The 23,705-nt window shown below is 55.9% G+C and carries 40 protein-coding genes; 15 read left to right on the top strand and 25 right to left on the bottom strand.

Annotated features, from left to right (window positions below; all coding sequences use genetic code 11):
- Positions 1 to 15: 15 nt before the first annotated feature.
- Positions 16 to 333: a DUF3303 domain-containing protein gene (locus tag FZZ85_RS01970; RefSeq protein WP_226411963.1), complete on the bottom strand. Its 318-nt coding sequence runs from the start codon at positions 331 to 333 to the stop codon at positions 16 to 18.
- A 138-nt stretch (positions 334 to 471) separates the two neighbouring features.
- On the opposite strand from FZZ85_RS01970, the gene FZZ85_RS01965 reads away from it, so the two are divergent.
- Positions 472 to 642: a hypothetical protein gene (locus FZZ85_RS01965; RefSeq protein WP_226411684.1), complete on the top strand. Its 171-nt coding sequence runs from the start codon at positions 472 to 474 to the stop codon at positions 640 to 642.
- A gap of 30 nt (positions 643 to 672) precedes the next feature.
- On the opposite strand, the gene FZZ85_RS01960 is transcribed toward FZZ85_RS01965, so the two are convergent.
- From FZZ85_RS01960 to FZZ85_RS01950, 3 genes are all read right to left on the bottom strand, one after another.
- Positions 673 to 1,125: a hypothetical protein gene (locus FZZ85_RS01960; RefSeq protein WP_226411682.1), complete on the bottom strand. Its 453-nt coding sequence runs from the start codon at positions 1,123 to 1,125 to the stop codon at positions 673 to 675.
- Between the two features lie 551 nt (positions 1,126 to 1,676).
- Complete coding sequence (locus FZZ85_RS01955; RefSeq protein ID WP_226411680.1) at positions 1,677 to 2,213, bottom strand: DUF924 family protein; 537 nt, start codon at positions 2,211 to 2,213, stop codon at positions 1,677 to 1,679.
- Positions 2,210 to 3,883, bottom strand: coding sequence for a protein adenylyltransferase SelO family protein (locus tag FZZ85_RS01950; protein ID WP_226411678.1), 1,674 nt, complete (start codon positions 3,881 to 3,883; stop codon positions 2,210 to 2,212). The genes FZZ85_RS01955 and FZZ85_RS01950 overlap by 4 nt, the downstream gene beginning before the upstream one ends.
- Before the next feature lie 108 nt (positions 3,884 to 3,991).
- On the opposite strand from FZZ85_RS01950, the gene FZZ85_RS01945 reads away from it, so the two are divergent.
- Complete coding sequence (locus FZZ85_RS01945; RefSeq protein WP_226411676.1) at positions 3,992 to 4,141, top strand: hypothetical protein; 150 nt, start codon at positions 3,992 to 3,994, stop codon at positions 4,139 to 4,141.
- Between the two features lie 17 nt (positions 4,142 to 4,158).
- On the opposite strand, the gene FZZ85_RS01940 is transcribed toward FZZ85_RS01945, so the two are convergent.
- From FZZ85_RS01940 to FZZ85_RS01930, 3 genes are all read right to left on the bottom strand, one after another.
- Positions 4,159 to 4,335, bottom strand: coding sequence for a hypothetical protein (locus tag FZZ85_RS01940; protein ID WP_226411674.1), 177 nt, complete (start codon positions 4,333 to 4,335; stop codon positions 4,159 to 4,161).
- A gap of 3 nt (positions 4,336 to 4,338) precedes the next feature.
- Positions 4,339 to 4,500, bottom strand: a complete 162-nt coding sequence (locus FZZ85_RS01935) for a hypothetical protein (protein WP_226399520.1) — start codon at positions 4,498 to 4,500, stop codon at positions 4,339 to 4,341.
- 83 nt (positions 4,501 to 4,583) lie between these two features.
- Positions 4,584 to 4,736: a hypothetical protein gene (locus FZZ85_RS01930; RefSeq protein WP_226399519.1), complete on the bottom strand. Its 153-nt coding sequence runs from the start codon at positions 4,734 to 4,736 to the stop codon at positions 4,584 to 4,586.
- Between the two features lie 106 nt (positions 4,737 to 4,842).
- On the opposite strand from FZZ85_RS01930, the gene FZZ85_RS01925 reads away from it, so the two are divergent.
- Together FZZ85_RS01925 and FZZ85_RS01920 are read left to right on the top strand one after the other, a co-directional pair.
- On the top strand, positions 4,843 to 5,004 hold the full coding sequence (locus FZZ85_RS01925; RefSeq protein WP_226411672.1) for a hypothetical protein: 162 nt from the start codon (positions 4,843 to 4,845) through the stop codon (positions 5,002 to 5,004).
- Between the two features lie 109 nt (positions 5,005 to 5,113).
- Positions 5,114 to 5,542, top strand: a complete 429-nt coding sequence (locus tag FZZ85_RS01920; RefSeq protein ID WP_226411670.1) for a tellurite resistance TerB family protein — start codon at positions 5,114 to 5,116, stop codon at positions 5,540 to 5,542.
- On the opposite strand, the gene FZZ85_RS01915 is transcribed toward FZZ85_RS01920, so the two are convergent.
- The 5 genes from FZZ85_RS01915 to FZZ85_RS01895 form a co-directional block, all read right to left on the bottom strand.
- A complete protein-coding gene (locus FZZ85_RS01915) occupies positions 5,539 to 5,688 on the bottom strand; it encodes a hypothetical protein (RefSeq protein WP_170950621.1) in 150 nt (49 codons plus the stop codon). The two genes, FZZ85_RS01920 and FZZ85_RS01915, sit on opposite strands and share 4 nt — an antisense overlap.
- A 46-nt stretch (positions 5,689 to 5,734) precedes the next feature.
- Positions 5,735 to 5,917, bottom strand: coding sequence for a hypothetical protein (locus FZZ85_RS01910; RefSeq protein ID WP_226411668.1), 183 nt, complete (start codon positions 5,915 to 5,917; stop codon positions 5,735 to 5,737).
- An 81-nt stretch (positions 5,918 to 5,998) separates the two neighbouring features.
- Positions 5,999 to 6,169 (bottom strand): hypothetical protein, encoded by a 171-nt coding sequence (locus FZZ85_RS01905; RefSeq protein WP_226411666.1) that lies wholly within the window; start codon positions 6,167 to 6,169, stop codon positions 5,999 to 6,001.
- A 78-nt stretch (positions 6,170 to 6,247) separates the two neighbouring features.
- Positions 6,248 to 6,439: a hypothetical protein gene (locus FZZ85_RS01900; protein WP_226399509.1), complete on the bottom strand. Its 192-nt coding sequence runs from the start codon at positions 6,437 to 6,439 to the stop codon at positions 6,248 to 6,250.
- A 71-nt stretch (positions 6,440 to 6,510) separates the two neighbouring features.
- Entirely contained in the window at positions 6,511 to 6,876 is a 366-nt protein-coding gene (locus FZZ85_RS01895; RefSeq protein ID WP_226411664.1) for an AbrB family transcriptional regulator, read from the bottom strand.
- 411 nt (positions 6,877 to 7,287) lie between these two features.
- Between FZZ85_RS01895 and FZZ85_RS01890 the strand changes: the two genes are divergently transcribed.
- Complete coding sequence (locus FZZ85_RS01890) at positions 7,288 to 7,743, top strand: lipocalin-like domain-containing protein (RefSeq protein WP_226411659.1); 456 nt, start codon at positions 7,288 to 7,290, stop codon at positions 7,741 to 7,743.
- 18 nt (positions 7,744 to 7,761) lie between these two features.
- Here FZZ85_RS01890 and FZZ85_RS01885 read toward each other — a convergent pair whose 3' ends face one another.
- A complete protein-coding gene (locus FZZ85_RS01885; protein WP_226411657.1) occupies positions 7,762 to 8,037 on the bottom strand; it encodes a hypothetical protein in 276 nt (91 codons plus the stop codon).
- Positions 8,038 to 8,101: 64 nt separating this feature from the next.
- Here FZZ85_RS01885 and FZZ85_RS01880 point away from each other — a divergent pair, with 64 nt between their 5' ends.
- Entirely contained in the window at positions 8,102 to 9,340 is a 1,239-nt protein-coding gene (locus FZZ85_RS01880; RefSeq protein WP_226411655.1) for a cytochrome P450, read from the top strand.
- Here FZZ85_RS01880 and FZZ85_RS01875 read toward each other — a convergent pair.
- From FZZ85_RS01875 to FZZ85_RS01835, 9 genes are all read right to left on the bottom strand, one after another.
- Positions 9,322 to 9,576 carry a hypothetical protein gene (locus FZZ85_RS01875; RefSeq protein ID WP_226411653.1) on the bottom strand — a complete coding sequence of 85 codons (255 nt, stop codon included), beginning with the start codon at positions 9,574 to 9,576 and terminating at the stop codon, positions 9,322 to 9,324. The two genes, FZZ85_RS01880 and FZZ85_RS01875, sit on opposite strands and share 19 nt — an antisense overlap.
- Before the next feature lie 63 nt (positions 9,577 to 9,639).
- Positions 9,640 to 9,864 (bottom strand): hypothetical protein, encoded by a 225-nt coding sequence (locus FZZ85_RS01870; RefSeq protein WP_226411651.1) that lies wholly within the window; start codon positions 9,862 to 9,864, stop codon positions 9,640 to 9,642.
- A 12-nt stretch (positions 9,865 to 9,876) separates the two neighbouring features.
- Positions 9,877 to 10,479 (bottom strand): hypothetical protein, encoded by a 603-nt coding sequence (locus FZZ85_RS01865; protein ID WP_226411649.1) that lies wholly within the window; start codon positions 10,477 to 10,479, stop codon positions 9,877 to 9,879.
- A gap of 71 nt (positions 10,480 to 10,550) precedes the next feature.
- Positions 10,551 to 10,790, bottom strand: a complete 240-nt coding sequence (locus FZZ85_RS01860; RefSeq protein WP_226399493.1) for a hypothetical protein — start codon at positions 10,788 to 10,790, stop codon at positions 10,551 to 10,553.
- Between the two features lie 163 nt (positions 10,791 to 10,953).
- Complete coding sequence (locus tag FZZ85_RS01855; RefSeq protein ID WP_226411647.1) at positions 10,954 to 11,826, bottom strand: phycobilisome rod-core linker polypeptide; 873 nt, start codon at positions 11,824 to 11,826, stop codon at positions 10,954 to 10,956.
- Positions 11,827 to 12,026: 200 nt separating this feature from the next.
- The gene (locus FZZ85_RS01850; RefSeq protein ID WP_226411645.1) at positions 12,027 to 12,260 is read right to left on the bottom strand and encodes a hypothetical protein; all 234 of its coding nucleotides are present in this window, start codon (positions 12,258 to 12,260) and stop codon (positions 12,027 to 12,029) included.
- 104 nt (positions 12,261 to 12,364) lie between these two features.
- Positions 12,365 to 12,769, bottom strand: a complete 405-nt coding sequence (locus FZZ85_RS01845; protein WP_226411643.1) for a response regulator transcription factor — start codon at positions 12,767 to 12,769, stop codon at positions 12,365 to 12,367.
- Positions 12,770 to 12,777: 8 nt separating this feature from the next.
- Positions 12,778 to 12,927 (bottom strand): hypothetical protein, encoded by a 150-nt coding sequence (locus FZZ85_RS01840; RefSeq protein ID WP_226411641.1) that lies wholly within the window; start codon positions 12,925 to 12,927, stop codon positions 12,778 to 12,780.
- Between the two features lie 206 nt (positions 12,928 to 13,133).
- Positions 13,134 to 13,331, bottom strand: coding sequence for a hypothetical protein (locus tag FZZ85_RS01835; protein ID WP_226411639.1), 198 nt, complete (start codon positions 13,329 to 13,331; stop codon positions 13,134 to 13,136).
- 162 nt (positions 13,332 to 13,493) lie between these two features.
- On the opposite strand from FZZ85_RS01835, the gene FZZ85_RS01830 reads away from it, so the two are divergent.
- Complete coding sequence (locus FZZ85_RS01830) at positions 13,494 to 13,721, top strand: hypothetical protein (protein WP_226411637.1); 228 nt, start codon at positions 13,494 to 13,496, stop codon at positions 13,719 to 13,721.
- A gap of 551 nt (positions 13,722 to 14,272) precedes the next feature.
- Here the strand turns inward: FZZ85_RS01830 and FZZ85_RS01825 are convergent.
- Positions 14,273 to 14,443, bottom strand: coding sequence for a hypothetical protein (locus tag FZZ85_RS01825; RefSeq protein ID WP_226411635.1), 171 nt, complete (start codon positions 14,441 to 14,443; stop codon positions 14,273 to 14,275).
- Positions 14,444 to 14,640: 197 nt separating this feature from the next.
- Between FZZ85_RS01825 and FZZ85_RS01820 the strand changes: the two genes are divergently transcribed.
- The 3 genes from FZZ85_RS01820 to FZZ85_RS01815 all read left to right on the top strand — a co-directional run bounded on the left by FZZ85_RS01820 (position 14,641) and on the right by FZZ85_RS01815 (position 15,311).
- Positions 14,641 to 14,820: a hypothetical protein gene (locus tag FZZ85_RS01820; RefSeq protein WP_025362229.1), complete on the top strand. Its 180-nt coding sequence runs from the start codon at positions 14,641 to 14,643 to the stop codon at positions 14,818 to 14,820.
- A gap of 96 nt (positions 14,821 to 14,916) precedes the next feature.
- On the top strand, positions 14,917 to 15,039 hold the full coding sequence (locus FZZ85_RS12005) for a hypothetical protein (RefSeq protein ID WP_255615901.1): 123 nt from the start codon (positions 14,917 to 14,919) through the stop codon (positions 15,037 to 15,039).
- Positions 15,040 to 15,143: 104 nt separating this feature from the next.
- The gene (locus FZZ85_RS01815; protein ID WP_226411633.1) at positions 15,144 to 15,311 is read left to right on the top strand and encodes a hypothetical protein; all 168 of its coding nucleotides are present in this window, start codon (positions 15,144 to 15,146) and stop codon (positions 15,309 to 15,311) included.
- A 17-nt stretch (positions 15,312 to 15,328) separates the two neighbouring features.
- Here FZZ85_RS01815 and FZZ85_RS01810 read toward each other — a convergent pair whose 3' ends face one another.
- A complete protein-coding gene (locus FZZ85_RS01810) occupies positions 15,329 to 16,213 on the bottom strand; it encodes an LOG family protein (protein ID WP_226411631.1) in 885 nt (294 codons plus the stop codon).
- Positions 16,214 to 16,260: 47 nt separating this feature from the next.
- Positions 16,261 to 17,649: a PhoH family protein gene (locus FZZ85_RS01805; protein WP_226411629.1), complete on the bottom strand. Its 1,389-nt coding sequence runs from the start codon at positions 17,647 to 17,649 to the stop codon at positions 16,261 to 16,263.
- Between the two features lie 934 nt (positions 17,650 to 18,583).
- On the opposite strand from FZZ85_RS01805, the gene FZZ85_RS01800 reads away from it, so the two are divergent.
- The 5 genes from FZZ85_RS01800 (at position 18,584) to FZZ85_RS01785 (ending at position 21,778) form a co-directional block, all read left to right on the top strand.
- The gene (locus tag FZZ85_RS01800; protein WP_226411627.1) at positions 18,584 to 18,886 is read left to right on the top strand and encodes a hypothetical protein; all 303 of its coding nucleotides are present in this window, start codon (positions 18,584 to 18,586) and stop codon (positions 18,884 to 18,886) included.
- Positions 18,887 to 19,325: 439 nt separating this feature from the next.
- Positions 19,326 to 19,502, top strand: coding sequence for a hypothetical protein (locus FZZ85_RS01795; RefSeq protein WP_226411625.1), 177 nt, complete (start codon positions 19,326 to 19,328; stop codon positions 19,500 to 19,502).
- A gap of 772 nt (positions 19,503 to 20,274) precedes the next feature.
- On the top strand, positions 20,275 to 20,535 hold the full coding sequence (locus FZZ85_RS01790; RefSeq protein ID WP_226411623.1) for a hypothetical protein: 261 nt from the start codon (positions 20,275 to 20,277) through the stop codon (positions 20,533 to 20,535).
- 109 nt (positions 20,536 to 20,644) lie between these two features.
- Positions 20,645 to 20,770: a hypothetical protein gene (locus FZZ85_RS12000; protein ID WP_255615898.1), complete on the top strand. Its 126-nt coding sequence runs from the start codon at positions 20,645 to 20,647 to the stop codon at positions 20,768 to 20,770.
- Between the two features lie 858 nt (positions 20,771 to 21,628).
- Positions 21,629 to 21,778, top strand: coding sequence for a hypothetical protein (locus tag FZZ85_RS01785; protein ID WP_226411621.1), 150 nt, complete (start codon positions 21,629 to 21,631; stop codon positions 21,776 to 21,778).
- Positions 21,779 to 23,705: the final 1,927 nt, after the last annotated feature.

Genomic DNA, 23,705 nt, shown 5'->3' with positions numbered 1-23,705 from the left:
TACGGATTAGCCGTCTCAGTCGACGGATGATGCAGCTTCCACCATCGGCCACATCGCAGCAAATTCGGCATCCGAAACCACGGCAGTGACGTCGAACTGAATGCCGAAGTCTTTGATCCAGGGGCCGAGATGCGCCCACACCTTGCCGATGTCACTGGCAACGGCAATAGCAACACCACTACCGCTGATCGGTTCACAGACGCGGTATTTGAGAGCAAAGCCGTCGAACGCATCACCAGGTGCTCCCGCATTGATGTAGTCAGCAAAGCCAGGGCACGACTCCCAGGCCCCCTCAACGGTCGGGAAGGTCCAAACGATCAAGTAGTGCTGCATGGTGAAGGGGGCAACCACTTGCTTCGTAGCCACGAACGAGCATCTAGGCGGAATCGCAACTGAATTCAGCAGTCATTCCGCAGGAGCCTCAGGCGCAGCTGACAACGGGCTACAGCTGAAATAGGACCCAGCACAGCCATGACTCTCCACATCGCCAACGAGATGGATGAAGTGGAAGTGGCCGTCTGGTGGGATTTATCGCGCATCGTCCGTCATTTCGAACGCCAGGGACTCGAGCGCCGGGAGGTGAAAGCTGCTGTGATGAATGCGGCGCTGCGCCTGATGAAGGATGAAGGCGAACAGAGCTGAACAACAAGAACAATCGTTGATAACTCGCCGTTAAGACGAAAAATGATTGCGCTGGTGCGAATTCACCAGCCCCCCTTTTCCATTTCGACCACCTGCAACGGTGATCAAGGCATTGAAACGTTGATCAACCGTTTGATGAAGCAATTGCTGCTTTAAACTTTCAGCATCAGCTATCGACAACGTTGCCCCAACCCCATTGAGATGATCGAGGGGGCCAGCGTTTTTCTTGAGACCCAGCAATTTCGCCACAGCAAAAGGAAGGTGATGACGAGACATCCACTGTGCTGCAGTGGTTCTTTTGCTTTCTTCGTAGGGACGAGCCGTCGAATGATCCGAACAATCGAGCAGGGATCTTGCGACACTTTCAGCCACCAAGTTCACGACTACAGGAATCTTTTTCAAACCCAGCAGCTGCGCCAAAATCAAACGATGGCGTCCATCGATGAGCAGAAGATCGCCTTTCGCGGCCAAGGCAACTTCCACGTTGTTCTCAATCGAGTCGGACCGCCGATACCCGTTTCGCTCGATATCTTGATAAATCGCGTCGTACCACTCTAATTTTTCCGATAGAAACGCCTTAAAAACTCCTTTTCTATAGCTCTTTCCTTCATAAACTGCTTGTATTTTTTCTAAAACAGCACTGAATACTTGGTTTGATGCCAGTCAAGACCCTCAACGAATCGTTGAGGCATTGCATGAACATGCTTGCATCGTTGCAGACGCTTGCCTGGCTTTAAAGACTGATCAGCAATCACCATGCCGAAGTAGCGCTTGTTGCCATAGGTCCTAGCCGAAACGTCACTGGGCAATCCAGCCTCATCGAGCACCCGTGAACGCAAGAAATGCGTAATCGCTGCGGGACTGACCTCAAGAAGCTAGCAGTGATCTCATTTCTGGCCTTAGATCAACACGCCCTCAATCCAAGCTTCAACTCTTAGTTGTGATCGAACGAAAAGAATTTATCAACTCACGACTGCAACAACCATTCCAAAATATTCCAAAAAATCAACATCAGCAGAGAGATTAATCAACCATCAACGTTGTGCTTGCTGCACAAACAATGCTTCCTCCGGTGAGCTCAACCTTCCAAGAGCAGCATCGCGATGAAGATAACGACCAAAGCTCTGCAGCTGGATGAGATGGCGGCGGGCGACATCAGCGGTGGCGACGTCGGCGAATTGCTCCAGCAGAGGGATGGCCTGGACCAACACCTCGTGCTCTTCGCTGTGCAAGAGAGGCATCAGCCAGAACTGACGTTTGGCTCGCTCCTTTTCCTGTTGAATCCAACCCTGTTGCAAGGCCTTCTGGCTGAGGGCCTTGGCCTGCTGGTCGCCGGCGAAGGCCTTTGCCTCACCGCGCCAGATCTGACGGCTGAATTGATCCAAAAGCAACACAAGGGCGAGGCCGCCCGATGGCGTATCAGCCCAGGCCTCAAGCTCGCCGGCCAGTGCCCTCTCCACAAGAGCAGCAAAACGATCGCGCACCAGCGCATCGAAGCTGCTGCTGCGGCGAAACCACTGCCAGGGACGGCACTGCTGAAACCAGAACTCCAGAACGTCGTCTGCTGTCAAGACGAACAGCTGTAGTAGGACACGCCACCAGCGCTGAAGTACTCCCGCGGTTTCAAGCGGTCGTAGCGGGCCGCCAATTCAGGGGCAGGAGTGTCGTAGGGCGTGCTGAACAACTGCTGCAGTTCAGCCATCAAAGAGGTGTCGCCTTCGGCTGCCTGCTGGTAGGCCGGAGCGATCAACCACTCACGCCAGGTGATTGCCGGATTGACCCGCCGCATACCAGCGGAGATCTGGGCCGGATCAACGCCACTGGGCCACTGGGCGCGCCAGCGCCGCAACCAGTCCTGCCACTGGGATTCGAGGGACGCTGAAAGGGGCAGATAGAAACAGTCCCACAGCGGATCAATCTGCTCGGGCAGATCCGACAAGCGGCGGAACAACATCGAATAATCAGCGCTGGAATCCACCAAGAGCTGCAACAGCTCGCGCACCAGGGCGTCGTCGGCACTGGACACGCCGAGTTTGCTGCTCCACATCCGTTGCATGGCCTCCTGCATGGCCGCAGGGAAGTCCTCCAGCAACTGGTCCAGTTGGGCCTGGGCCTCCGCCTGGCCCTCCATGAGTGTTCGCAGTGATTTCCAGAACATGCGGTAGTTGGCCTCCGCGGCCACCGGCTGGTTGAAGAAGCAGAAGTGGGCGCCGCCACCCGTCCAGGGCTGAAAGCGCAGATCGAACAGCTCGCAGAACCCAAACGGGCCGTAGTCGAGGGTGAAGCCGCCAGCGGCGCAGTTGTCGCTGTTGAAATTGCCCTGGCAGTAGCCAACCCGGATCCAGTTGGCCACTAGGGCCGTGAGGCGATCACGGAACAAGCGCGCCAACAGCACAACCTGGTCGCTGAAGGGCAGGCCGGGATCGATCTCCTGGCGGTAATTGCGTTCGATCAAGTGCGCCACGATCACGTGCAGCTCTTGGTGCGCCCGGGGATGGGCCTCACTGCGGGCACGGCGGGCGAACAACTCAAGCTGACCCACCCGCAGAAACGATGGCGCCACCCGCGTGCTGATGGCCGCCGGGTTGTCGACCATCACGTCCGGGTCCATCGAGCGTGAGTTCTCGGAATACCAGGGGCGACGCACCGTCTCTGCATGGGAGACGTAGAGCGTCAACGAACGGGAGGTGGGCACACCAAGGGCATGCATGAACTCCTGGGCCAAAAATTCACGAACGCTGGAGCGGAGCACCGCACGGCCATCGGCACCACGGCAGTAGGGCGTTGGACCACCGCCTTTGAGCTGCATCTCCCAGCGGCGCCCTTCAAACAAACCCTCAAACACCGACATGGCGCGGCCATCGCCGTAGCCGTTGCCATTTCCAAAGGGGCACTGCTGGGTGTATTCGGTGCCGTAGATCGAGAGGGCATAGCCCGTGGCCCAGCCCCAGGGCCGCATCGGACCCGTGGCCACACCGAGATCACCGGAGAACATTCGGCGGAACTGATCATCCTGGGCCAGGTCGTCGCTGAGGCCCAGCTCGCTGAACAAGCTGCGGCTGTGCGCCAGGTATTTGGGCTCAGGGAGTGGGGTGGGCGTCACCGGCACGTAGTGACCGGAGAGAACCTGGCGCGGACGGTGGTCCTCCCCATCGGCTGTCGCCTCGGGATCAGGCGTGAGGGCTTCCAACAGGGAATAGTCGGCCCGTTCGGCGAACTCAGCAAACGTGGCGGTGCTCATCGGGCCTTGACGCTGAGCCCATCATCGCCAGAGCTGCGGCCGGGTGTTTTGACCGATGGCCAATGGTGAACAGAGGCCCTACACCGAGGGAAGCATCCAAGAGGAACCGTGGGCAAAGCCAAGAAACTTCGCTCCGATAACCGGCAGGAGGAGCTGATCACCAGCCTGATCGGCCTCACCGCGATTTTTGTGGCAACCGCCATCTGGTGGAGCGTGGCTCCCCAGTGGCTCACCAGCAGCTGGCAGACCTTTCAGTAGACGGCCTAATAGCCGGGCTAGTAGTCGGGCATTGACGCCTCAGCCCGCAGCGTGCACCAGGGCTCAAGCAGGGTGGGGCGGCCGCAATGGGGGCAATCCTGCCCCCGCTTCTCCACCTGCACAAAGGGGATCCAACGGGAGTTGGCCTGCCCCTCGTAGCCGCAGTGCTTGCAGTGAATCCGGAACTCCGCCATGGCTCAGAGCCCGGGCTTTTCCTGACGTTGCACGGCCTCATGGGCCTGGCGGAGGCCATGCACCATGAAGCAATAGGCCTGATTGCAGACCAGATATTTGCCTTCGCCGATGGCGTCGATGGTGGACCCGCGCGAAGTGGCAAAAATGCGGCTTTTGAACTCCATCTCATCTCCAGAGCTGACCTCACTGTTGTGGGGACATGGAGCAACGGCAACCGGTGTAAACGCGCATTTTGCGCTGGACTCACTCAGTCGACGCGCTCGCAATGGTCGCCATCACACTGCAGCCCGCATTGGGGTTGCTTGGCGCCGTACTGCCAGGGACGACGCATGGCCCAGTACTCATCCACCAAACCGAGCAGGTAAGTGCCGATGCGCCGGAGCAGGGAAGCCTGTTTCATCCCCTCAAGCTGGCAACAACGCCGCAAGCCTGCAACCGAAGGCGACGAAATCAATGTGGCAAAACACAGCCTGGGTGGGTTAGGCCCGGTGCAGTGCTGTCGACCCATGACCACCACGCAACATTCAAACCACCTGCTTGAAGAGCTGGTTGCCGAAGAGATCAGTATTCAGATCGATCAAATCGCTGAAAGCCTGCAGCGGGAAGGCTGGCCAATCTCCATGGTGAAGCGGTTTATGCATGTGGCCGTGGAGCGACTGCCGGAATAACTCCAAAGGCGACTAGGTCAAACAACTCATCTGCAACGGGCTGTTGCGCTTTTAACAACGGCGACCCAGGCCATTCATCAACTGTTGGGCAACGATTGCGCCATTCCCAATGAATGTCGTCACTGCTTTTGCAGCCGTTGGCCTTACCGCGGTGTCATGGGACGACACCCTCAGCCGAGCTGAGGCCAGGGCGTTCCGGCATGCCCTCGGCTATCGCGAGCCCTACTGCCGAATGAGTGAGAACGAGGTGGTGCTGCTGATGGATGCGGTGCTTGCCATGCGGCTTGAGCGTGGGACCAAGGCGCTGATGCTCGAGGCCGCCAAGGTGCTCACGGCCGATCAAGCGCTCACGGCCTACGCCATGGCCTCAGAACTGATGCGCTCCGATGGGCCCTATTCCGCCGAGGAGCGGCGACGGCTCGACGTGCTGGCCTTGATGCTCTCGATTTCGCAAGTGGAGGCTGAGCGCATCGATTCTGTCTTTGAGTTGCTGCACGCCCCTCTGGAGCCAGCCGTTCTCGTCAACGGCGCGACCTAGGCCGCACGCTTGTCATCACCAAACCAAATCCCCCGGCGGCTATCGGGCAGGCGAACAACGGCGCGCTCATAGCGCTGGCGGCAGCTTCGGGCACGGAGGTGCTCTTCTGCCTCCTGAAGCAACTGTTGCAGCCTGACGTCGTCCATGGAGTTGCCTTGATGCCCACCCATTCAGGCCACGATCTGAGCGGCGTCAATAGGCCAAATTCAACTCGTCTGATCCGTAGCGGAGCAGAAAATCAGCTTCGGATTGATCGGAAAGCAACAGACAGGTGTAGTCATTGGCGCCCGTTCGGTAGCAGTAGACGTCGAGCTCGTCAGGGTTGCGGTTGGAGTGGATGATCTCCCCCGTCCGAAGCACGTAACGCGTTGCCATAAACATCCACCAACGGATTCCTCCGCGATAGCGCTGATTCAGCCCTACCAATCGTCTCTGTGCTGAGCTGCGAACAGGAGGTCATTCGTTGTCGACGCGGATGAAAAAGCGACTGTCAACATCCATCTCGCCCTGCTCATCTGTCTCCTCCGGATCACCCTCCACCAACTCAACGGCGAAATCTTTGTCGTCCAGTTCATGCACAACGCTCTGACCGTGCACCAGGTTGTGGACGAGCAGGAGTCGTTTCATTGTTGGAAGAAGACACCATTCCACAGGTTGATAGCAACAACTTGGTGGCATCGGGTTGCTCACCCAGCCGCTTGACGTTCAGCGAAAGCCGAAACCATCGCGGCTCGGCTGCTTAGCGGAATACTCCCGAGACAGAGCATCAAGCATCAGGGCGATGTAACGGTCATCCATGCCGATGTCCTGCTTCAGCTGACGCATCAGGCCGTTGATGCTCTTAAACGCGTCTGGAATGTGATGGTCCAGATGCTCTTTGGTGGGTTGATAGGGCATCGAAGCCAAAAAAATTCCCCGTGGAACCTAAAGGAACCACGGGGAATGCGATGTTTCTGCTGAACGGGTGATCAATCCTCTTCTTCGGAGCCGCCAACGGGAATCAGGCGGATCTGCTTGCGTCCGAGCTTGATCTCATATTCATCACCGGGCTGCAGTTCTAACAGGGCGGTGTAAGCCTTGCCGATCAAGAGATTGCCATTGCCCTGAACTACAGCTTTGTAAGAAAGCTTGCGACCTCCTTTGCCCACACCGGATCCACCAGTGGAGAACGAGAGGCCCTTGGCCTCAAGCAAAGCCTCGTAGAACGCGGTGAATTTCACCTGTTCAGAGCCGTCTTTCTTCTGGACGACGTAACCACAACCTCTGGCCAAATCTGTCTTGGCGCAATCGCCAAGTTCTTTGACGCGGTTGAGCAATTCAGCTCCGGTAAGCATGGGCCTTTGTGGTCGTGACTTCTCTATTAGAACAAATATTGTGCTGGTCACAAGGGGAAAAAAGACTGAATTCAGTTGATTTGCTGTGAAAACAAAAAATCAGCATGTGTGGATGGTTTGACACAGCCCTCAGCATCTAACAGTTGGCCCCCAAATAATGAGTTGAGATGACCCGCGGATGGTCGGTGAGCACAACCCAAAAGCCGGTGGTGCATTTCAAGCCAGAACCCCTCAGCCATCCCCGGGTTCTGCGTCGGAGCGCCATCGACACCTGGAGCGTGTGCTGATCACTTTCGTTGTTGTTGCTACTGGATCGGCATTCAATGGCATCAATTGCCTAGGAATGCCTCGCTTCATGCTGTTAAAGCCAGATCACGATCGATAGGTTGCCGCAGAGGAACAGGTTCAGTTGTGAGAGTCAGTTCAGTTCAGCCCGCCCAAGCCATCACCACTCCCACCGTTTATGGCGCGTGGCAACTGTTGAGCTACGAGGTTGAAGAACAATCCAACGGCGAAACCTTCGCGCCGATGGGCGAGAACCCCACGGGCTATGTGATCTTCACGGCCGAGGGTCGTCTCTCCTTCATGCTCTCAGCGGAGGATCGCCAACCAGGCAACAACGCCGACGAGCGATCTGCCCTTCTCAGCAGCATGATCGCCTACACCGGTATCTACCGGCTCGAAGGTGACCGCTGGATCACCCATGTGGATGTGGCATGGAACCCGGAATGGGTGGGCACGGAACAAACCCGCTTTTTCGCGATCGACGGCGACCTGCTCACGGTGCACACCCCCTGGCGGGTGATGCCCAACTGGCCCGACAAAGGCCTGACCCGCAGCATTGTTCGCTTTCAGCGCTGCCGCTGAACTGGTTCCGGCGAACGCTCAGGCGTCGGTCTCGCTCTTCTGGCCACCACAGGCATGGCGGGGTTGGTAGCCCTGCTGCTCGGCCAGGTAGCGGAGGTAAACGATCTGATGACGATCCGGCATGCCCACGGCAGCAATCAGACCCAACGGACCAAAGAGAAAACCCGCAATAGCCCAGCGGTTGCTGTTGCGCGCCTTCTGGGCGGCAACGGTTTTCGAGAGGCCTGCGCTGATTAGATGAGCAACCAGCACCACAACCAGGGACTTGACTTCCACAGAGAACGGGCGGCACACCACTTGAGATAGCCAGCGCCTGCAGCACTGTCAGCCTTAGAACGGCAGCTCACACCAAGCTGCGATGGCCACCACCCCCCTCCCCAGCACGGGCGCCGTGAGCGGACTGGGAGAAACCCTGGCCTTCTTCACCCAGGCGGATTTCGCCCAACGGCGCTTCCAGTCCCACGGCGATGTGTTCGAAACCAAGCTGCTGGCCCAGCGGATGGTGTTCATCCGCGGCGAACGGGCCATCGGCGATCTACTGGGGCAAAGCGACTCACTCGAGGGCTGGTGGCCTGAGAGTGTGCGGCAATTGCTAGGCAGCCAATCGCTGGCCAACCGAACAGGCCCCGGCCACAAGGCTCGGCGGCGCGTGGTGGGGCAGCTGTTTTCCAGCGCAGCGCTGGCGCGCTACACCCCGTCCATTCAGCAGTTGGTGGACGAGCTCTGCCAGGAGTTAATCAGCACAAACACACCGCTGCCTCTGGCGGCGCGGATGCGGCGTTTCGCCTTTGCGGTGATCGCCACCACGGTGCTGGGGTTGGATGGCGTCAGCCGTGACGCCCTGTTCGCCGATTTCGAGATCTGGACCCGGGCGCTGTTCTCGATTCCGCTGGCGATTCCGGGCACCCCCTTCGCCAAGGCGATGGCGGCACGCCAACGGCTGCTGAACCGCATCAAAAGAGTGCTTCAAGCGGGGGGCAACCAAGGAGGCCTGGATCTGCTGAGCGGCGGCTTGGATGAAGCCGGCATCCCCCTGGACGATGACGACCTGGCCGAACAGCTGCTGCTGTTGCTGTTTGCCGGCTACGAGACCACCGCCTCGTCCTTGAGCTGCTTGTTCCGGGCCCTGCTACTCAACCCGGAGGTCGAGAGCTGGTTGCGCGAGGGCTTGGCGGACGATCCGGCATCACCACGCTTGGACGCGACGGTGCTGGAGGTGATGCGGCTCACGCCGCCGGTGGGGGGATTCTTCAGGCGCAACCTCGCGCCGATCAACCTGGCGGATGTGGCCGTTCCCGAAGGCAGCGTGATTCAGGTGGTGCTGAGCCCGACGTACAACAACGATGACGACGATCTGGTGACGTTCAGGCCGCAACGCCACCTGGATGGATCGTTCAACCAAACGCTGCTGCCCTTCGGCGGCGGCGAACGGGTCTGCCTGGGCAAGGCCCTGGCGGAACTGGAGATCCGCTTGATGGCAGTGGGACTGCTGGAGGCGGTGGAACTGCAGCTGCAGCCGGATCAAGACCTGACGCTGCAGCTGATCCCCAGCCCCACTCCTAAAGACGGCCTGCTAGTTCAGGCTGCAGCGCGGTGACGGCGGCGGCCCAGGGGTTCGATCCAGTCCACCAGGACTTCCTGGTGGCGCAGCATCGGCTCCGGCAGGCGGCAACCCAGATTGATCTCACCTTGATCCATCAGGCGCCCTAGGCGGATGGCGGCTGCTTCTTCGGGCCGGTCGAAGTTGGTCTGGTGAGAGGCCAACCAGCTCACCTCATGCTCGGTGATCACCCCAGTGGAGAGGCTTTCCAGGAAGATTTCTCCGACGGTCATGGGGTTTGTAACGAATTCGTTACATCCTGGCGTGCGGGGCCGGCGGCCGTGGATCGATGCCGCTCAAGAGAGCCACTGATCGGCGTCCATCACCTTCTTAATCAACAGGCCGAGGCGCTTGAACTCCGCAAAGTTCACATCCTTCACCGCCTGATCCAGACCGCAATCCACCCAAGCACCATCACGCTTCTCCTCAATCGTGAAGTCCTGGTCGAGGGTGTCGCGGCGGATCCGGTAGGTGAAGCCGTCGTCGTGAAGGTAATCGGCGGAAACCAGCTGCAGACCCATCGATCGCTCGCGTCAATCCAGCGATGGTGGCGTGAAGGTGTCGCCCACCGCAACAATCCAACGGGCCGCCGCCGCCGTCACCTGTTCCTTGGTGACGTTGAACTCCAGATCATGGCCCTGCTCAAGCAGGTCGGGAATGATCGTCTGCCAGGCCATGCCGGCGGCACTGGCATTGAGATCGCCGATCAGCACGAAGGCTTTAGCCGCCCCGGTGACGGCATCGGTGTAATCGGAATTGGCACTCACCTTGTTGCGGTACCAGTCACCCACCAGATCCCGCTGGGCTTTGCTCAGGAACGGCGGGGCGCCAACGAGATAGGCATCAAGCACCAGCATCGGGCTGGGCACGCTCTTGCCGGGGTGCTTGAGCTCGAACCAGGCTTGGCCGATGGAGGCAGCATCGGGCCAGTGGCAGAGAATCGCGGCGTCCTGGCTGTCGAGGGAGCGCTGACTGGCCAGCTGATCGATGCGTTCCAGCAGGGCGGGCCCGGTGAGGGGCGGTTCACAGCGGGCGTGCTCGGCGCGGGCTTCATTGATCGCCTCGGCCACGGCCGCCTCGTTCTCGTTGAGCTGCTCGAGGGCCCGCTTGAGGTTGGCGTCGGCGGGAATGGCCACAAAGCATCGAGCGGGGGTCAACCCCAAGATGTCATTGCCGTCGCCAGGACGCAGCCAAGGCAACGAACACGCTATTGATAGTTTTCCACCTGAAGGTTATAAGCCGACACCAGCAGATTTTTATCCAGACAGATCTCGGCTGGAAATTTTGGCGACGCCGATTTAATCAGCCGCAAGTGAACATCAATCGGCTTGTATCCCACTCTCAGACAGCTTTCAAAGAATTTGGAGACAGCAACTTCGAGGACTTCAGCACCAAAGAGAGGTGTCACTTGACCGCTTTCATGCACCAATAGCCCGAAGTAATGCATCGACTAAATCAAAGCGACGAGACTTTACAAAACCGAGAATCATTTGCAATAAGCATAATTACTCACCAAATACCGTGCCAAAACGTGGGGGCTCTCATAAAAAAGCAGGAGGGTTGCCCCTCCTGCCCTTACTGTTCAACTCATCGCTCCAAGCAGCAATGAATCAGAAGCGGCCGTAGTTGAACTTGCCGCCATACATGCGGCGGTAGGCAGCGTTGCGGGGGTTGCTGACGGCGTTCGTGTAAGAGAAGCCACCACGATCGCTGTCGTCTGAATAAACAGCAGCAGCAGCGAAGGAATTGAGATCCATGCTGAAACGTTTCACCAGGGAAGGGCCGGTGTACATGGCGTTTTCAGAGCTGGCATTGGCCGGAGTGATTTCGGCCATGCCAACAAAGGTGGAGCAGGAAGCCCGTGCTTCCGACTTGAAGCCACGCAGATAGGGAACCGTGTCGGTTCCGAAGGTTTCGAGGTACTCCTCCGAGCGAACGAGGCTGTCAACGAAAGCGTCAAAACCCTCTGCAGAGATCAGCTGAATGCCAGCACTCACTTCCTTCTGATTGATAGGAGGGCGACCCAGCAGGTGCTTGGTGGTGAGCTCGATGCCACGCATGGGAGACACAGCGTGGAAAAACTTCTGCTTGTAAAGCTCAGATTTCACCAGGCCTGCCATGAAGCCCTGCACGTTGATGCGGCCGTCACAGAGGAAGGCCTCAAGTGAGACGAGACGCTGGTTGTCGGAGATACCGATGTTGCCAAACACCTGCTTGTACCCGGCGGTGATGGCAGCTTCCAGAGCCTGGCTGCCCGTTGAGGCATAGGAGTGGTTGATCGCCGAGAAGGGGCACTCCTCATGGATCCGGGGGCCCATACCAATGCCCATAGCGGCGCACTGGTTTTGCTTGTACTCAGCAGGTGTAGATGCCGCCTTGCCCTTGTTGGAGCTGGCACTTTTGGCTGCATCCACGGAGTTCGCAAATGCGAATGACACCCGCTGTTCGTGGGTGAAATCCCGCTTGTACTTCAGGGCTGGCATCCGAGAAAACAGTGAAATCAGGTCAAAGATATGGCGATCGCTTCATCAATGGAGATGAACTTAGTAATAGTTAAAAGCTGCGTTGCAGCAGCAATAGGCGTTGATTGCTTCAGGCCAAAACAAAGGCCTGTTCTCGGCCAGAACACAGGCTCTTCCCAAGGGTGTTGGCCACAACCCTTGGGAAGAGTTGGTCATTAAGCTCAGCCGCCATTGCAGTAGCGAACGGCTTCAGCTTGAGAGAGGCCCTCAGCCACAACAGTTTCAACGCAGCCGTTGAACAGGCGGCTCTCCTGCTTCACGGCGCACAGGCCTACGGCAATGGCCGCCAACGACACAGCCGACACCACGGTGGCAGAGATCTGAACCAGGCCATAGGCGAGCATCGCCCGCTTCTTGCCGCCACAGGACTGCTGGTTGGTGATTTCTTCGGACATCACAAATAAGCGACGCCGAGGCTCTATGGATCGAGCGTTGGCAACCGAAGAGAGATCACGACCGTGATCACCGAACAGGCGATCACCGAACAGCCCCCCAGGAATCAGCCGAGGGGATCGATCAGGCCGTAGAGCAACGCCATCACCGCCAATTGGGTGCGATCAGCGGCACCCAACTTGTCTTTGGCGTTCACCACATGGGTCTTCACTGTTTCCACCGAGATGCCGAGGCTGCTGCCGATGCCCTGGTTGGTGAGGCCTCGGGCCACGTCTGCCACCACCTCCAGCTCCCGCTCGGTGAGCTCTTCAATCAAGGGCGGCAGATTCGGGTTCGGTGCCTGGGCTGCACCGAGCTGGCGTATTTCCTCGGGGAGATACACGCCGCCTTCAGAAAGGGTATGGAGGGCTTGAACGAAATCACGCTTGCCGGTGCCGAGGCTTGATTTGAAGATCACCGCATCGGCATAGGCCTGCATCGCCTCCTGCACCACGGCCTTGCTTTCACGCACCAACACGATCAGCAGCTGACAGGTGGCAGCTCCGCCTTCACCCGACGCAGCAGGTTCATGCCGTAGCCGGTCTCCAGATCCGACGTGCAGATCAACAGGCTCGGCTTGAGGCGCAGCACCAGCTCAAAGCCCTCCTCTTCAGTGGTGGCGGCACCCAACACGGCGCGGCGGATGGCTCGGTCAGACAGAGGGAAGCGAGGGTGAGGCGATCACCTCAGCAGGCCACCACCCGCTGTATCTTGAAAAACTTAGCCGTTGCCTAAATGGCTGCATACAACGCGCGCGATTCGAGCCGCAGCTCCATCCCGAGAACTTACGGATGCTTTTCTTCTAGCGGCGTTTGGATGGCTCAGCTGCAGAACCATCACGAGATCGATCTAGAGCCATCCCGACGCACAACGCCGCGGATGGAGTGGGGATAGCGCTCACGCCCCAGCCGCCAGGCCTGGGCAGCATCGGCCACCTGCACCGTTTCGGCTTGTAGCTCGCCCTTGCGCTGAAGAATTAGGTCATAAATGAGGAGACATGCAAACCAGCGGCGGGCTTCCTTATTCAGCGACACGCCAATGAATTTCGCATCCCTCAGTTGAGGGAGCCGTGTGGGTGGTTGTATCCCTCAACTGAGGGATGCAGAGCAATGACCAAGGCACCAAGCCACCTTCGTGTCATTTGGCACAACAGCATTGATGTGGGGCCAGCACATTGATGCAGTTGCTTCAAAGCTGTGGTCAGCCGGCTGCGTCGATCCCTGATTCAACTCGGTGACCGCGTTGGCCGCCGCGTGCCGCGCTGGCCGGAGGGATCATGGCCCGATGCCATGCAACGCAGTCCCCGCCGGGTCCGCACTACTGCCAAGGACGTGATCAAAAGCACCGCCCAGGCAGTAGTGGGGCTTGGGCGCCGGGCTGCACGTCTGGGAATGAAATCGATCAATCGAGCCAGCAATCGATGAACAGCGGCTTGCTTTTGCTGTCTGTTCTGCTGTTTGTGGCAGGTGTCACCTTGATCAACCTGGGCTGATTAAGCACAAATACTCAACACGAGTAAACGGATCGATCGACAACCAAATTCAAAAAAAACGACAGCGGTTGATACAACTTGTCGCTGGAAATCACCTGATTATTCATTCATCAAATTCGAAAGTCCATGGAGTTCCTTGTGGCCAGCTGCTTCATTTTTCCGCTGTCAGCCCTATGGATTCAATCCAGGGAAGACGACAACAATGAAGATGAGATGGACTTCCTCTGAATCAAGTCCTGTAGGACAGCAAGACTGAGGCCTTCAATGCATGGGCCAGAAGATCCGCCGCCAGCATGGTGAGAGCAACACCCTCAGCACAATTGACATCCCCTGATTGTTGTCGAGACGACAACTACATCTCTGGTCAATTTCAGATGTTCATCCCAGAAGCATGCATCAGCTCCAAGCCGATGGATGCTTCTAGAGGCCACAAGACCTGGCGATCCGAGTGATCAAACCAAGATGAGATGGACTTTCTCTGAATCAAGCCCTGGAGGACGGCAAGGCTGAAGCCTTCAACTCATGGGCCAGAAGATCTGTGGCCATCATGGTGAGAGCAACACCCATCAGGGCGAGTGCTATGCCCTGATTTTTGTCTGATGCAACAGCTACATTTCTGGACAATTCCAGATGTTTTTCCCAGGAGAAATGCATCAGCTCCAGGCATATACATGCTTTCTAAGGCCATAAGCCTTTGCAATCCGAGTGATCAGCGGCATTCAGAAATGTTCTGTAATGACAGCAATGCATTGAGATGAGCATTCTTTCCTCAAATCGGTTGCAAGTACTACGTTTTTGATTTGCAGCGGCAAAAGTTCTCGGGTACGTTCCGCTCACCAAGCCACAAGCCAATGGAACCGATCGCGTTGACTCTGGGCCAGAAATTTGAAGTCGAGAAATTCTCACGCGAGATCGACAACTCAGATGACCTTGCAGCCCTACGCAGCATTGCCAAAGAGCTGTTGGTGGCATGGAAACAACAGCAAGCCGCGTCAGCCTGGATCGTGCGCCAGCAGTCACAGGGCCTCTGAAATCAGCTCCTTTCGCTCTTAGCGCCAATGGAAGGCAACCAAATGATCACCACCATTACGTTGGAGAGAGATGTTCTGCGTCTTCTGCACCGAGTCGTGGCAGAAGCTCACGACAACTGGCCCGGCGGTGACGCCAACGAACAGGCATGCCTGTTGAACATGAAGACTCAGCTCTATGCAGCCTTAATGGACCACTTACTCGAATCGGGTTCCATCTGAGCCTTTGTTCAGCAGAAAATCAGTACTTTTCCCTTACCCAGTAAAAAAACTCATGTTTAGGCAGGAGCAGCGGCAACAGACTTGATCCGGCTGTGGAGTTCCCTATGCAATCTGATCGCTCCCGCCTGCGCGAACTGGAGATTCGTGTCGCCAACCCGCAGCACTGGAGTTCCGGCGAACACCAGATCAATGTTGAAAACCTCAGGCAGCTGCGCTTTCAAATTGAAGATCAGCTCAAGAAACTGCGCCTGCACAATGAGCCCTCATCTTGATCGGGTAGCTTGCCTGTTCAGCTCGCCTCAGGCTCGGCCCGCGTTCGGCTGCGGATGAAGTCCCATGCCTCTTCCGCTGAGTCCGAGAAATGAATCAGATCAAGGTTTTCATCTGAAATCAAGCCCATATCAGCGAGGTAATCAAAGTTCACCAGCCTCCTCCAGAAATCTGTTCCGAACAGAACAATGGGCATGCTGCCTTTGGTGCCGACTTGCCGCAGGGTGAGCAGCTCAAACAGTTCATCGAGCGTGCCAAAACCGCCCGGGAAAAGGATGGCTCCAATGGAGCGCATCAAAAAATGGAATTTACGCAGTGAGAAATAGTTGAACTTGAAGCAAAGGTCGGGGGTGATGAAGGGATTGGGATGTTGTTCAAACGGAAGCGTGATATTCAGCCCGATGGAACGGCAGCCGGCCTCAAAGGCACCTCGGTTGGCGGCTTCCATGATTCCTGGTCCTCCACCAGTCACGATCACGTGAGATGAGCAATCGTGAGGTTGTTCCCTGTTGCACTGGCCGTGCTGGGACGCCAGACAAGCGAATTCCCTGGCTGCATCATAAAAATGAGACAGATCCACCAAATGTTGCGCGTGCTTCAGCGCTCGTTTCAAACTTGAAGAATCGGGATTTTCACTCAGGCGTTGCTCGGCTTGCGCCAGCTTCGCTGAAGCAGTGTCCTTGTCGACGATCCTGGCGCCACCAAAAACGATGATCGTCGATTCGATCCCCGCTGCTTCAAGATGCAGATCCGGCTTCGTGATTTCAAGCAGCATGCGCACACCACGCATGTCATTGCTGTTCAGCAAGTCGTGATCTTCATGGGCAATTCTGTAAGTTGGAGAACTAATAATCGCATCCAGATTGGCTTGCTCAGGGGTTGAGGTTTCTGAAAATTGAGTCATCTATTCAACCTTGATTGGTGTCCGCTTTTCGGCTGTGTCTTCCTGCGTCAGAGGATGTTGGCCGCCAGTTCAGCTAGTTCACTGCGCTCACCCTTGGTGAGGGTCATGTGTCCCACCAGGGGCTGGCCTTTGAGCTTTTCCACCAGCCAGGTGAGCCCGTTGCTTTCGGCATCCACATAGGGATTGTCGATTTGGTACGGGTCACCGGTGAAAACAACCTTGGTTCCTTCACCAACCCGCGTCACGATCGTCTTCACTTCCAGGGGGGTCAGGTTCTGCGCCTCATCCACCACCAGGAACTGATGGGGAATCGATCGGCCGCGGATGGTATTAATCGCCTCAACCTCCAACAAGCCCATGCCCTGCAGGTCGGCCCAGGCGTTGCGTGGTTCGCGGTGCCGCTGTTTCTTTGTTTGCTCAGCGTCCTCGCCAGGGGACGAACCGGTAATGAAATCAATGTTGTCAATGATCGGCTTCATCCAGGGACCGAGTTTCTCCTCAAGCGTGCCCGGCAAGTAGCCAATGTCTTTGCCCAGAGAGATCGGTGGGCGCGTCACCAACAGGCGTGCGTATTGATGGGTGTCGGCCACCTGGTGCAAACCCGCGGCAATGGCCAGCAATGTTTTGCCTGTGCCGGCCTTGCCCACCAGAGTTACCAGAGCGACGGAAGGATCGAGCAGCAGATCCAGCGCAAAACTTTGCTCGCGGTTTCTCGATTTGATGCGGCCTAAGTGGGCGCGATGCAGCCAGTGCAGCGGTTTGATGCTGTTGCTGTTGCCTTGATGCCGGGCCAGCAGGGTGTGGCTGTCGTTGCGCTGATCCACGAGCACAACGCCTTCATTGGCCTGGAGATGCTGCCCATCGGGATCGGTGAGAGCCTCCAGAGACAGCTGGTCCTCGTCATGCAGGGTCTTGATCGTCTCCGCATCGGTGCTGAGCTCACGGAACCCTGAGTAGAGATCGTCGATCGAGACGTTGTCGTTGACATAGTCCTCGGCCTGCAGGCCCACCGCATCAGCCTTGATTCTCAGGTTGATGTCTTTGCTAATCAGCACAACCTCAGGTGCCTGTTTGAGCCCACTGCATCGCATCTGCTCGAGGGCCACCGCAAGGATGTTGTTATCGCCGCCGCCTCCCTGAAGCTCTGCCGGTAAGTCTTGAAGGGCTTGGGCCTGACAGAAAATCACCTGCAACTTTCCGTGATTTGTGCCCTCAATCTGAACACCCTCGGCAAGGCTTCCGCGAGCGCGATAGGAATCCAGGAGCCTTGAAATCCGACGAGCATTCCTGCCTTTTTCAGAGTGATCTTTCTTGAAGCGATCGATTTCTTCAACCACTTGCATGGGGATCACAACCCTCAGATCACCAAAGCGATGCGGTGCCTCAGGGTCGTGGAGGAGCACATTCGTGTCGAGAACGACAATTTTGTCTTTCATTAAATCTCACCATTGATTGATCAATTGGTGTTGAAAAGCCATCAAGATCATGATTTGCAAAAATTCCGCAGTAGATTCGTATTTCCCCATTATCAAGACACAGGGAGATCACTGTATGTAAACAATAAACGCGGGCAGGTCAGCCAGGATTGTTTGTTTGAACCAAAGAGAATCGATTGCGTTGCCTTGATGGCGCGAGCTGAGACATGCCGTGCTCAGTCGTCGTAGATCTTGCATCCAGGCGCAGTGGGGGACTTGTCGCAACGTTCCTCCCAGTACAGATCGTGCTGAGATTTCATCGCTTGCTTGGGTTCATCAGCCTGCTCTGGCTGCGTCTTGTCAAATGCATTAAGGGGAATGCATAGATCGAAAAAACCTGAACAGATCGTAACCATCTCTCTCCTTGTCTCTGACTTATCTCTACTCCTCTCCCCTTCAAAATCAATAGGTACTTAACCCATTCCTTTACACAAAAAAACCGCTCTTCAGAAAGGAAGAACGGGCAATGGCCACAAAGATGAATGATCCAACCCGATGTCGGATCACTTGTTTGGCGGATGATCAGGCAGCCTGCTGGTTGCCTGTCTCTTCTTCCTCGGATCGGATGAAGCGCTTGCGTTGAGCGGATTCATTCCCAGAAAGATCGACTGGCTTCGACGACTGATCCAATTTGGTGCCTGGCTTGTCCAACCCCATCAAAAGGGGATGAATACCTCTCCTGCTCATTGGAGTTTCCTCTTATTAAGATCTCGCGTCGTGGTCTCTCGGCCCTTTCGCGTGATTTAACTATCGCGCAGATCGGTTTCAGACGCGCCTCGAAATTCTTAAGAGAATCTTGCGAGTCGACCAACAAGGCCGGCCTGGGAAGGATTGAGCAAGCAAAATGCGTTCATGAATCGAACGCAACGCACAGCGGAGTGCTCAGATGAATTGCATGCGAACCAGCCTCGCTGCAGCAAGCCTCGCTATCTCCGCAGCAACTCCCGCAGGAGCGGAGATCGTTGCCTCAACATGCCGACTGCTCAGCTACAACGGCTCCAAAACCACCGTTGAGACCTTCCGCTGTGACTTCATGCAGCGCGGCGACAACGTGATGGTGAACAGCGCTGAGCATGAGTTCATCTTTCTGGCTGCTGATCAGGGCGAGGCCTACATCCGCATCAACTCCATCCCGCTGCGCTTCACACGCACAGGTGAATACACCCTGGAGGTGACGCAAGCGCCCTGGCTGCGATGACCGTTGCGACCACACCCCAAATGGGGGTATCAAGAAGGTTATGCACGGGAGTTGATTGATCAGACACTGCAGAGGATGCAGTCTGTCGGCGATCGACCAGTGAATGTCCCGAGGTCCTCCATAATCTTGGGGTTTTCCTCCTCGAATCCGAGAGAGCTTTGAAACTGTCTCTTTCAGGTGAATGAGGGAAGCCCTGGAGCCATTACTCCAGGGTTTTCTTTCTTGGAGCAGCTTGTGGTGTGAGGAACGTGGCAGAGGAGAAGCCACCCTTCCCGATTGCTTGCCGCCATGAAGCAGAATCGTGCGTCGATGTATCCGTGACCAACCAATGAGTATCGAGTGGTTACTCAATTCAGGATTTCTTCCGTGAATCTTCGGGGGGCATTGCCTCAGCAGGCATCTCGGTTCTCATAGCGTTCAAGCAGTAACTCGCTTCCATATGTGCCCACTTGACCTTTCCAGTCTCAAGTGGGGCGATGACGGCGAGCTGTCTCCCAACGACACCCTCAGTCTGGTAGAGCGATTGGCAATAGCGGAAGAGATGAGCCAAGGGGCCGACCAATCGAGTCTCAACTCCAGTTCCATTCCCCAGGAGGAACAATCGCAGGATTCCTGATCTGAGCGGATGGATCGAACAAGGTCATGCTGACCTTTGGACCTTCCCATGCCTATCCACCCTCAGCTGAACGACTCAACCAACCAGCCGATCATCGGAATTCAAAAGTGCCTTTCCGTTCGAGACTCTCACCACTTCGCCTGAGAGCCCAGAACTTCGATAAACGACGCGATACACGTTCGTAAAAGCAAGCGATTTGGCGCGTGCATTAACGAACGCCTTGAATTCAGTCTTGAAGCACTGCTCTTGAACCCATTGTTCTGCACCATTGCTTCTCTCAACGCAGTACATCATTTTTGAAGGCAGAGGACACGCAGCCTGATGAGGCAGCGGCGTCTTGCCCTCGATCTACAAGCCAGCTTCGGGATCACGTCTTCAGTTGGTGACGGGGAGATTGAAGGCGTCACGCTCCAAGGTTGTTCTTGCGTCAGAAATATCCATCACGTTTGGATGCACAAGACGGACTTACATCGCGTCGAGCGATGAGGGGATGCGATTCCGCCACCGGTGTGCCCTTGAACGCACAGCACGGCACTCCGGTTGTTTCCCCACTCAACGGATCGGATCGAGTCACTTACAACCGATGACCGTTCTCGCTTGAGCCTTCAGATTGTGATCGTCACTACGATCAATGGTTTCAATCCTGTTTCAGGTGACTGACGTCGAACCGGCGTCATCAACTAGAGCAACGCTCACCCTGCCGCTCACATCGCTACGCGGGTCTAATCCTGAGACTAATTCGTGTAAAGTTTCCGTAAGCAGCCCCAGGACCATGCTGAAAGCCTTGTTCTCCCTGGTGTTTGCAGCTGTGATGTGGGTCCAGGTGCCTCAGTGGGAGCCAGATTGGTCCCGGTGCTCTCTTGATGCGCCGGACGTGGATTGTCACTGGTACGTCACTGCACCAGACAACACCTATGGCGAAGGCTTCAGCTGGGAGAACGCACCCTGGTTCAGTGCCGAAGGTCTTCGGGATGTGGGCGATCTAAACAACACAATGACAACGATTCACAGCCAGGCCCTTCCAAGCAGCTGAACGTCGCTTGTCTATGAGGCTCAAAGCCTCTTACCGAGCCAGTGGCTTACATACAATTGACGCAGAAAGCGAAGCGTCAGCCCTAACCTTTCTCTTTGGAGAGACCTCAATGACCGACTATTCAGCAGCCATCACCGCTCTCATCGTGGTCACCGTGGTCATATCTGCTGCCGTCGTTTACGTGCTGGCTCAGCCGACTGACCTGCCGAGATACAAAGAAAACAAGGATCAATAGACGTCATCACGTGGATGAATAATTACCTTGCCACCCACATCGCACCAAAGGCCTGAATCCATCACTAGGTTCTTTCAACTATCGGCACACACCTCGCATAAAAGGTCCAAACGTCGCATTTGTAGGTGGCTCCGTGACAGTGGGTATAATGACTGTGGTTGCTGTTATTAGCGGCGGCAACACTGGTCATTGCCCTCGCAGCAAGCAGGCTGAAGCGACCTCAGTTGAGGCCCACCACAAAGCGGATTATAAGGCTATCGATAAAGCCTGATCTGCTCAAACCATTCAGCGAAGAGGGTAAACCTCCACTGAAGTGATCATATGGAGCGTGCTCAACGCCTCGCCGATGGACTGACCAACAAAGACCCACCGGTCAGCACCGCAGCGAAGCAACCGAGCCCAAGGATGAGGCCAGCCGCAACGCGAGCGGAGCTCGAAGTTTCTGGCGTGCGTAGCTCAGTTCTGGAATCTATCTGAGTTGCTGCGACTAACCAGTTGTGGCTCTAGCCGTACCTCGTTACAACTGCACATCGCATCACTCCTCAACTTGATGCGCCCACGCCCCCCAAGCGTTGAGTTCAGGAAAGGTCAACACCTACCCCCAGGTCTTTGCAGTTAACCCTGTTTTCATGCGGTGCCCTGCAAAGGGTATCGGCGAATATTTTCACTTTTGAAGCTATTTCTTGATTTAACACAACCGAACTGCGAGTTCAGTTTGATACACATAAACGGTATCTACATGAACCTGCATCAACAACTATCACGCATCTGGGAGGTTTTTACTTGTAACCAGTATGGTCATGCGACTTGAAAAGACTCGTGCCTCGCAGGACTTCTCCTCTCTCAGGGCCCTTCCGTGTGACCAATCCCAAATCCAAAAGGTGGAGAACAGCCATCAAAGCAAGAGAGAATCAGCTGCTGACTCTTGCCAAAGAGGCTTTGCAAGAGAAGAAGGAAAGAAAAGTAATTAATTTTCTGGGCTATACCGATCAGGACATCGCTGCATAGCCATCATTTCGTACAACAAACTGAGCACATCGGGCTGAACCACCACCTGATTGGCTGTGCTGTAGCCCTCTTCGGGAGATTCCCCACCCAGGGCAGATGAGAACACAAAAAGACCTCTGGTGATCTCACCTCCAGAGGCCCATGTCCCTCGTTTGACGACCAATCCACTTTCTTCCAGATGACTCGTGAAAGGAAGTGGGAGAACCGTCGGAACCGGTCGCGGACACCGGCCACGTTTTAGTCGCCCACAGGCAAAAAAGGTGTCAGGGAATGCCGCCCATCAAAAAGGGGACGAATGCGTTGAAGGTGCTGGCGTCCAAGCGACACCACTTTCTTCAATCAGTCAGCACTGCCGTGGGCATCGTTTACGACCTGCCAAAAAAAATGGGGGGCGTTCCCTAAGTACCCCCTCATTTGACGCATCGCCCCTTCACCGAAGAAGCGTTCGAATAATGACTTGGGGTTCAGCGACTGGTCGTCGCCATCACGACAAAACGAAGAATGGGTTCAGACCCCAAGAAAAAGACAGGGTTCCTTCGCCGCTACTGGTGAAAGCGCTTATCGGTGCTCTCTTGTGCCGACCGCTACGACAGCTCTGCTTCAACCCGAGGCATTACAGAAGCAGGCCACAACACAACCTTCATGGAGTTCGCACTGCTTGCGTTGTTTACGTGCTCGCTTGCTTCAGTCATCGCAACGGTTTTCCGCGGGACCTACTGATGAGGAGCACGTCCCGTCGGTTTGCCTTGGAGCACCGCTTCGCAAGCACAGTGCTTTGGTCGCTCTTAGCTGCTCTGGTCTTCCAAGCACTGGTGAGTCGATAGACAGATTCATCTGCACAAGCAATTAAAAACCCGTCTTGCGACGGGGTGAATGTCAGTCCTTTACAAACTGCCGACTTATGCAGACATAGCGTTGAACTCTTGCCTGTTTTTAAAAACTTGAGCATTGATGTGCATCAAAACTTTGTCTACTTCCTGAAAAAACATTTCCCGACACCATTCGTCCGAAACCCTCCCAGCTACATCCATTAGAGTGATGTTCTACTCTTCAAGCTTCACCTAATTTATGCATTTAATGATAATGGCAGGGGTGACACAGGGCGCAATAGCTGCTGATAACTGATGCTCTACAAAAGGCATTTCGCTCTCATCCCAATTGGGCAGTCAAAAAAATACCTCCGCCAAAGGTAGAACTCTTGAGACAATCTCAGGGATGCGACCTTGTTTCCAACCCATGAGGTGTTTTCTCACAGATTAATCATGCCTGGGGGATGAGAAATCGGGAAGCCTTTCATGGACAGCCTATTGCTTGTCCCTCTAGCTGAGCGCCCTCGTGGTTCTGTCGCAACGGCGACAGGCAGGGGGGCAGGTGAACGGGAATGATTCTTGAAGTTAATGCACACCCATGGGTTTTCTCGCTGTCGCCGGCTGCATGCTGTTGGCCACTGCCATGTCCGCAGCTTTAAGCAACAAGCCTTCGAAGGCCTGATGGTTGGGAGGGGGCGAGCTTGGCGGCGGCCCCCAACAGATCAGGTCAGCTTCAAAACGAGGCGCTGAAAAGACCTGGGCCAAGCCTAGGTTTATTAGTACCTGCACGTACTAAGCATTAGTACTCGATTGGCGAATGGGTGACGGGCTTTATCTGCTCTGAAGATGGTTACCGCTCAAAATCAAGACTCCTTCTTCACCTTCGGAAAAAACTTGGTGAGATAGAGATGAGGGGACAACTAACGCTCAACATTATCGAACGTTAGTTCCAGAGAAAAATCCAGGAGTGACGGCTCCAGGAATTACTTCAGACACGAAGAGAAAGCACTAGTCGTCTCAGGTCCAGTTTTTTTGTTCGAGGACCAAGCGGAGCTTCGAACGACACAACCGACTTGTTGAATCAACTCCTGTTTGACATCCGCCAATACCCCCGAATG

This window comes from Synechococcus sp. MU1642 (genome assembly GCF_020514115.1).
Taxonomy (GTDB): Bacteria; Cyanobacteriota; Cyanobacteriia; order PCC-6307; family Cyanobiaceae; genus Parasynechococcus.
This window is presented reverse-complemented; position numbering and strand designations above follow the sequence as displayed.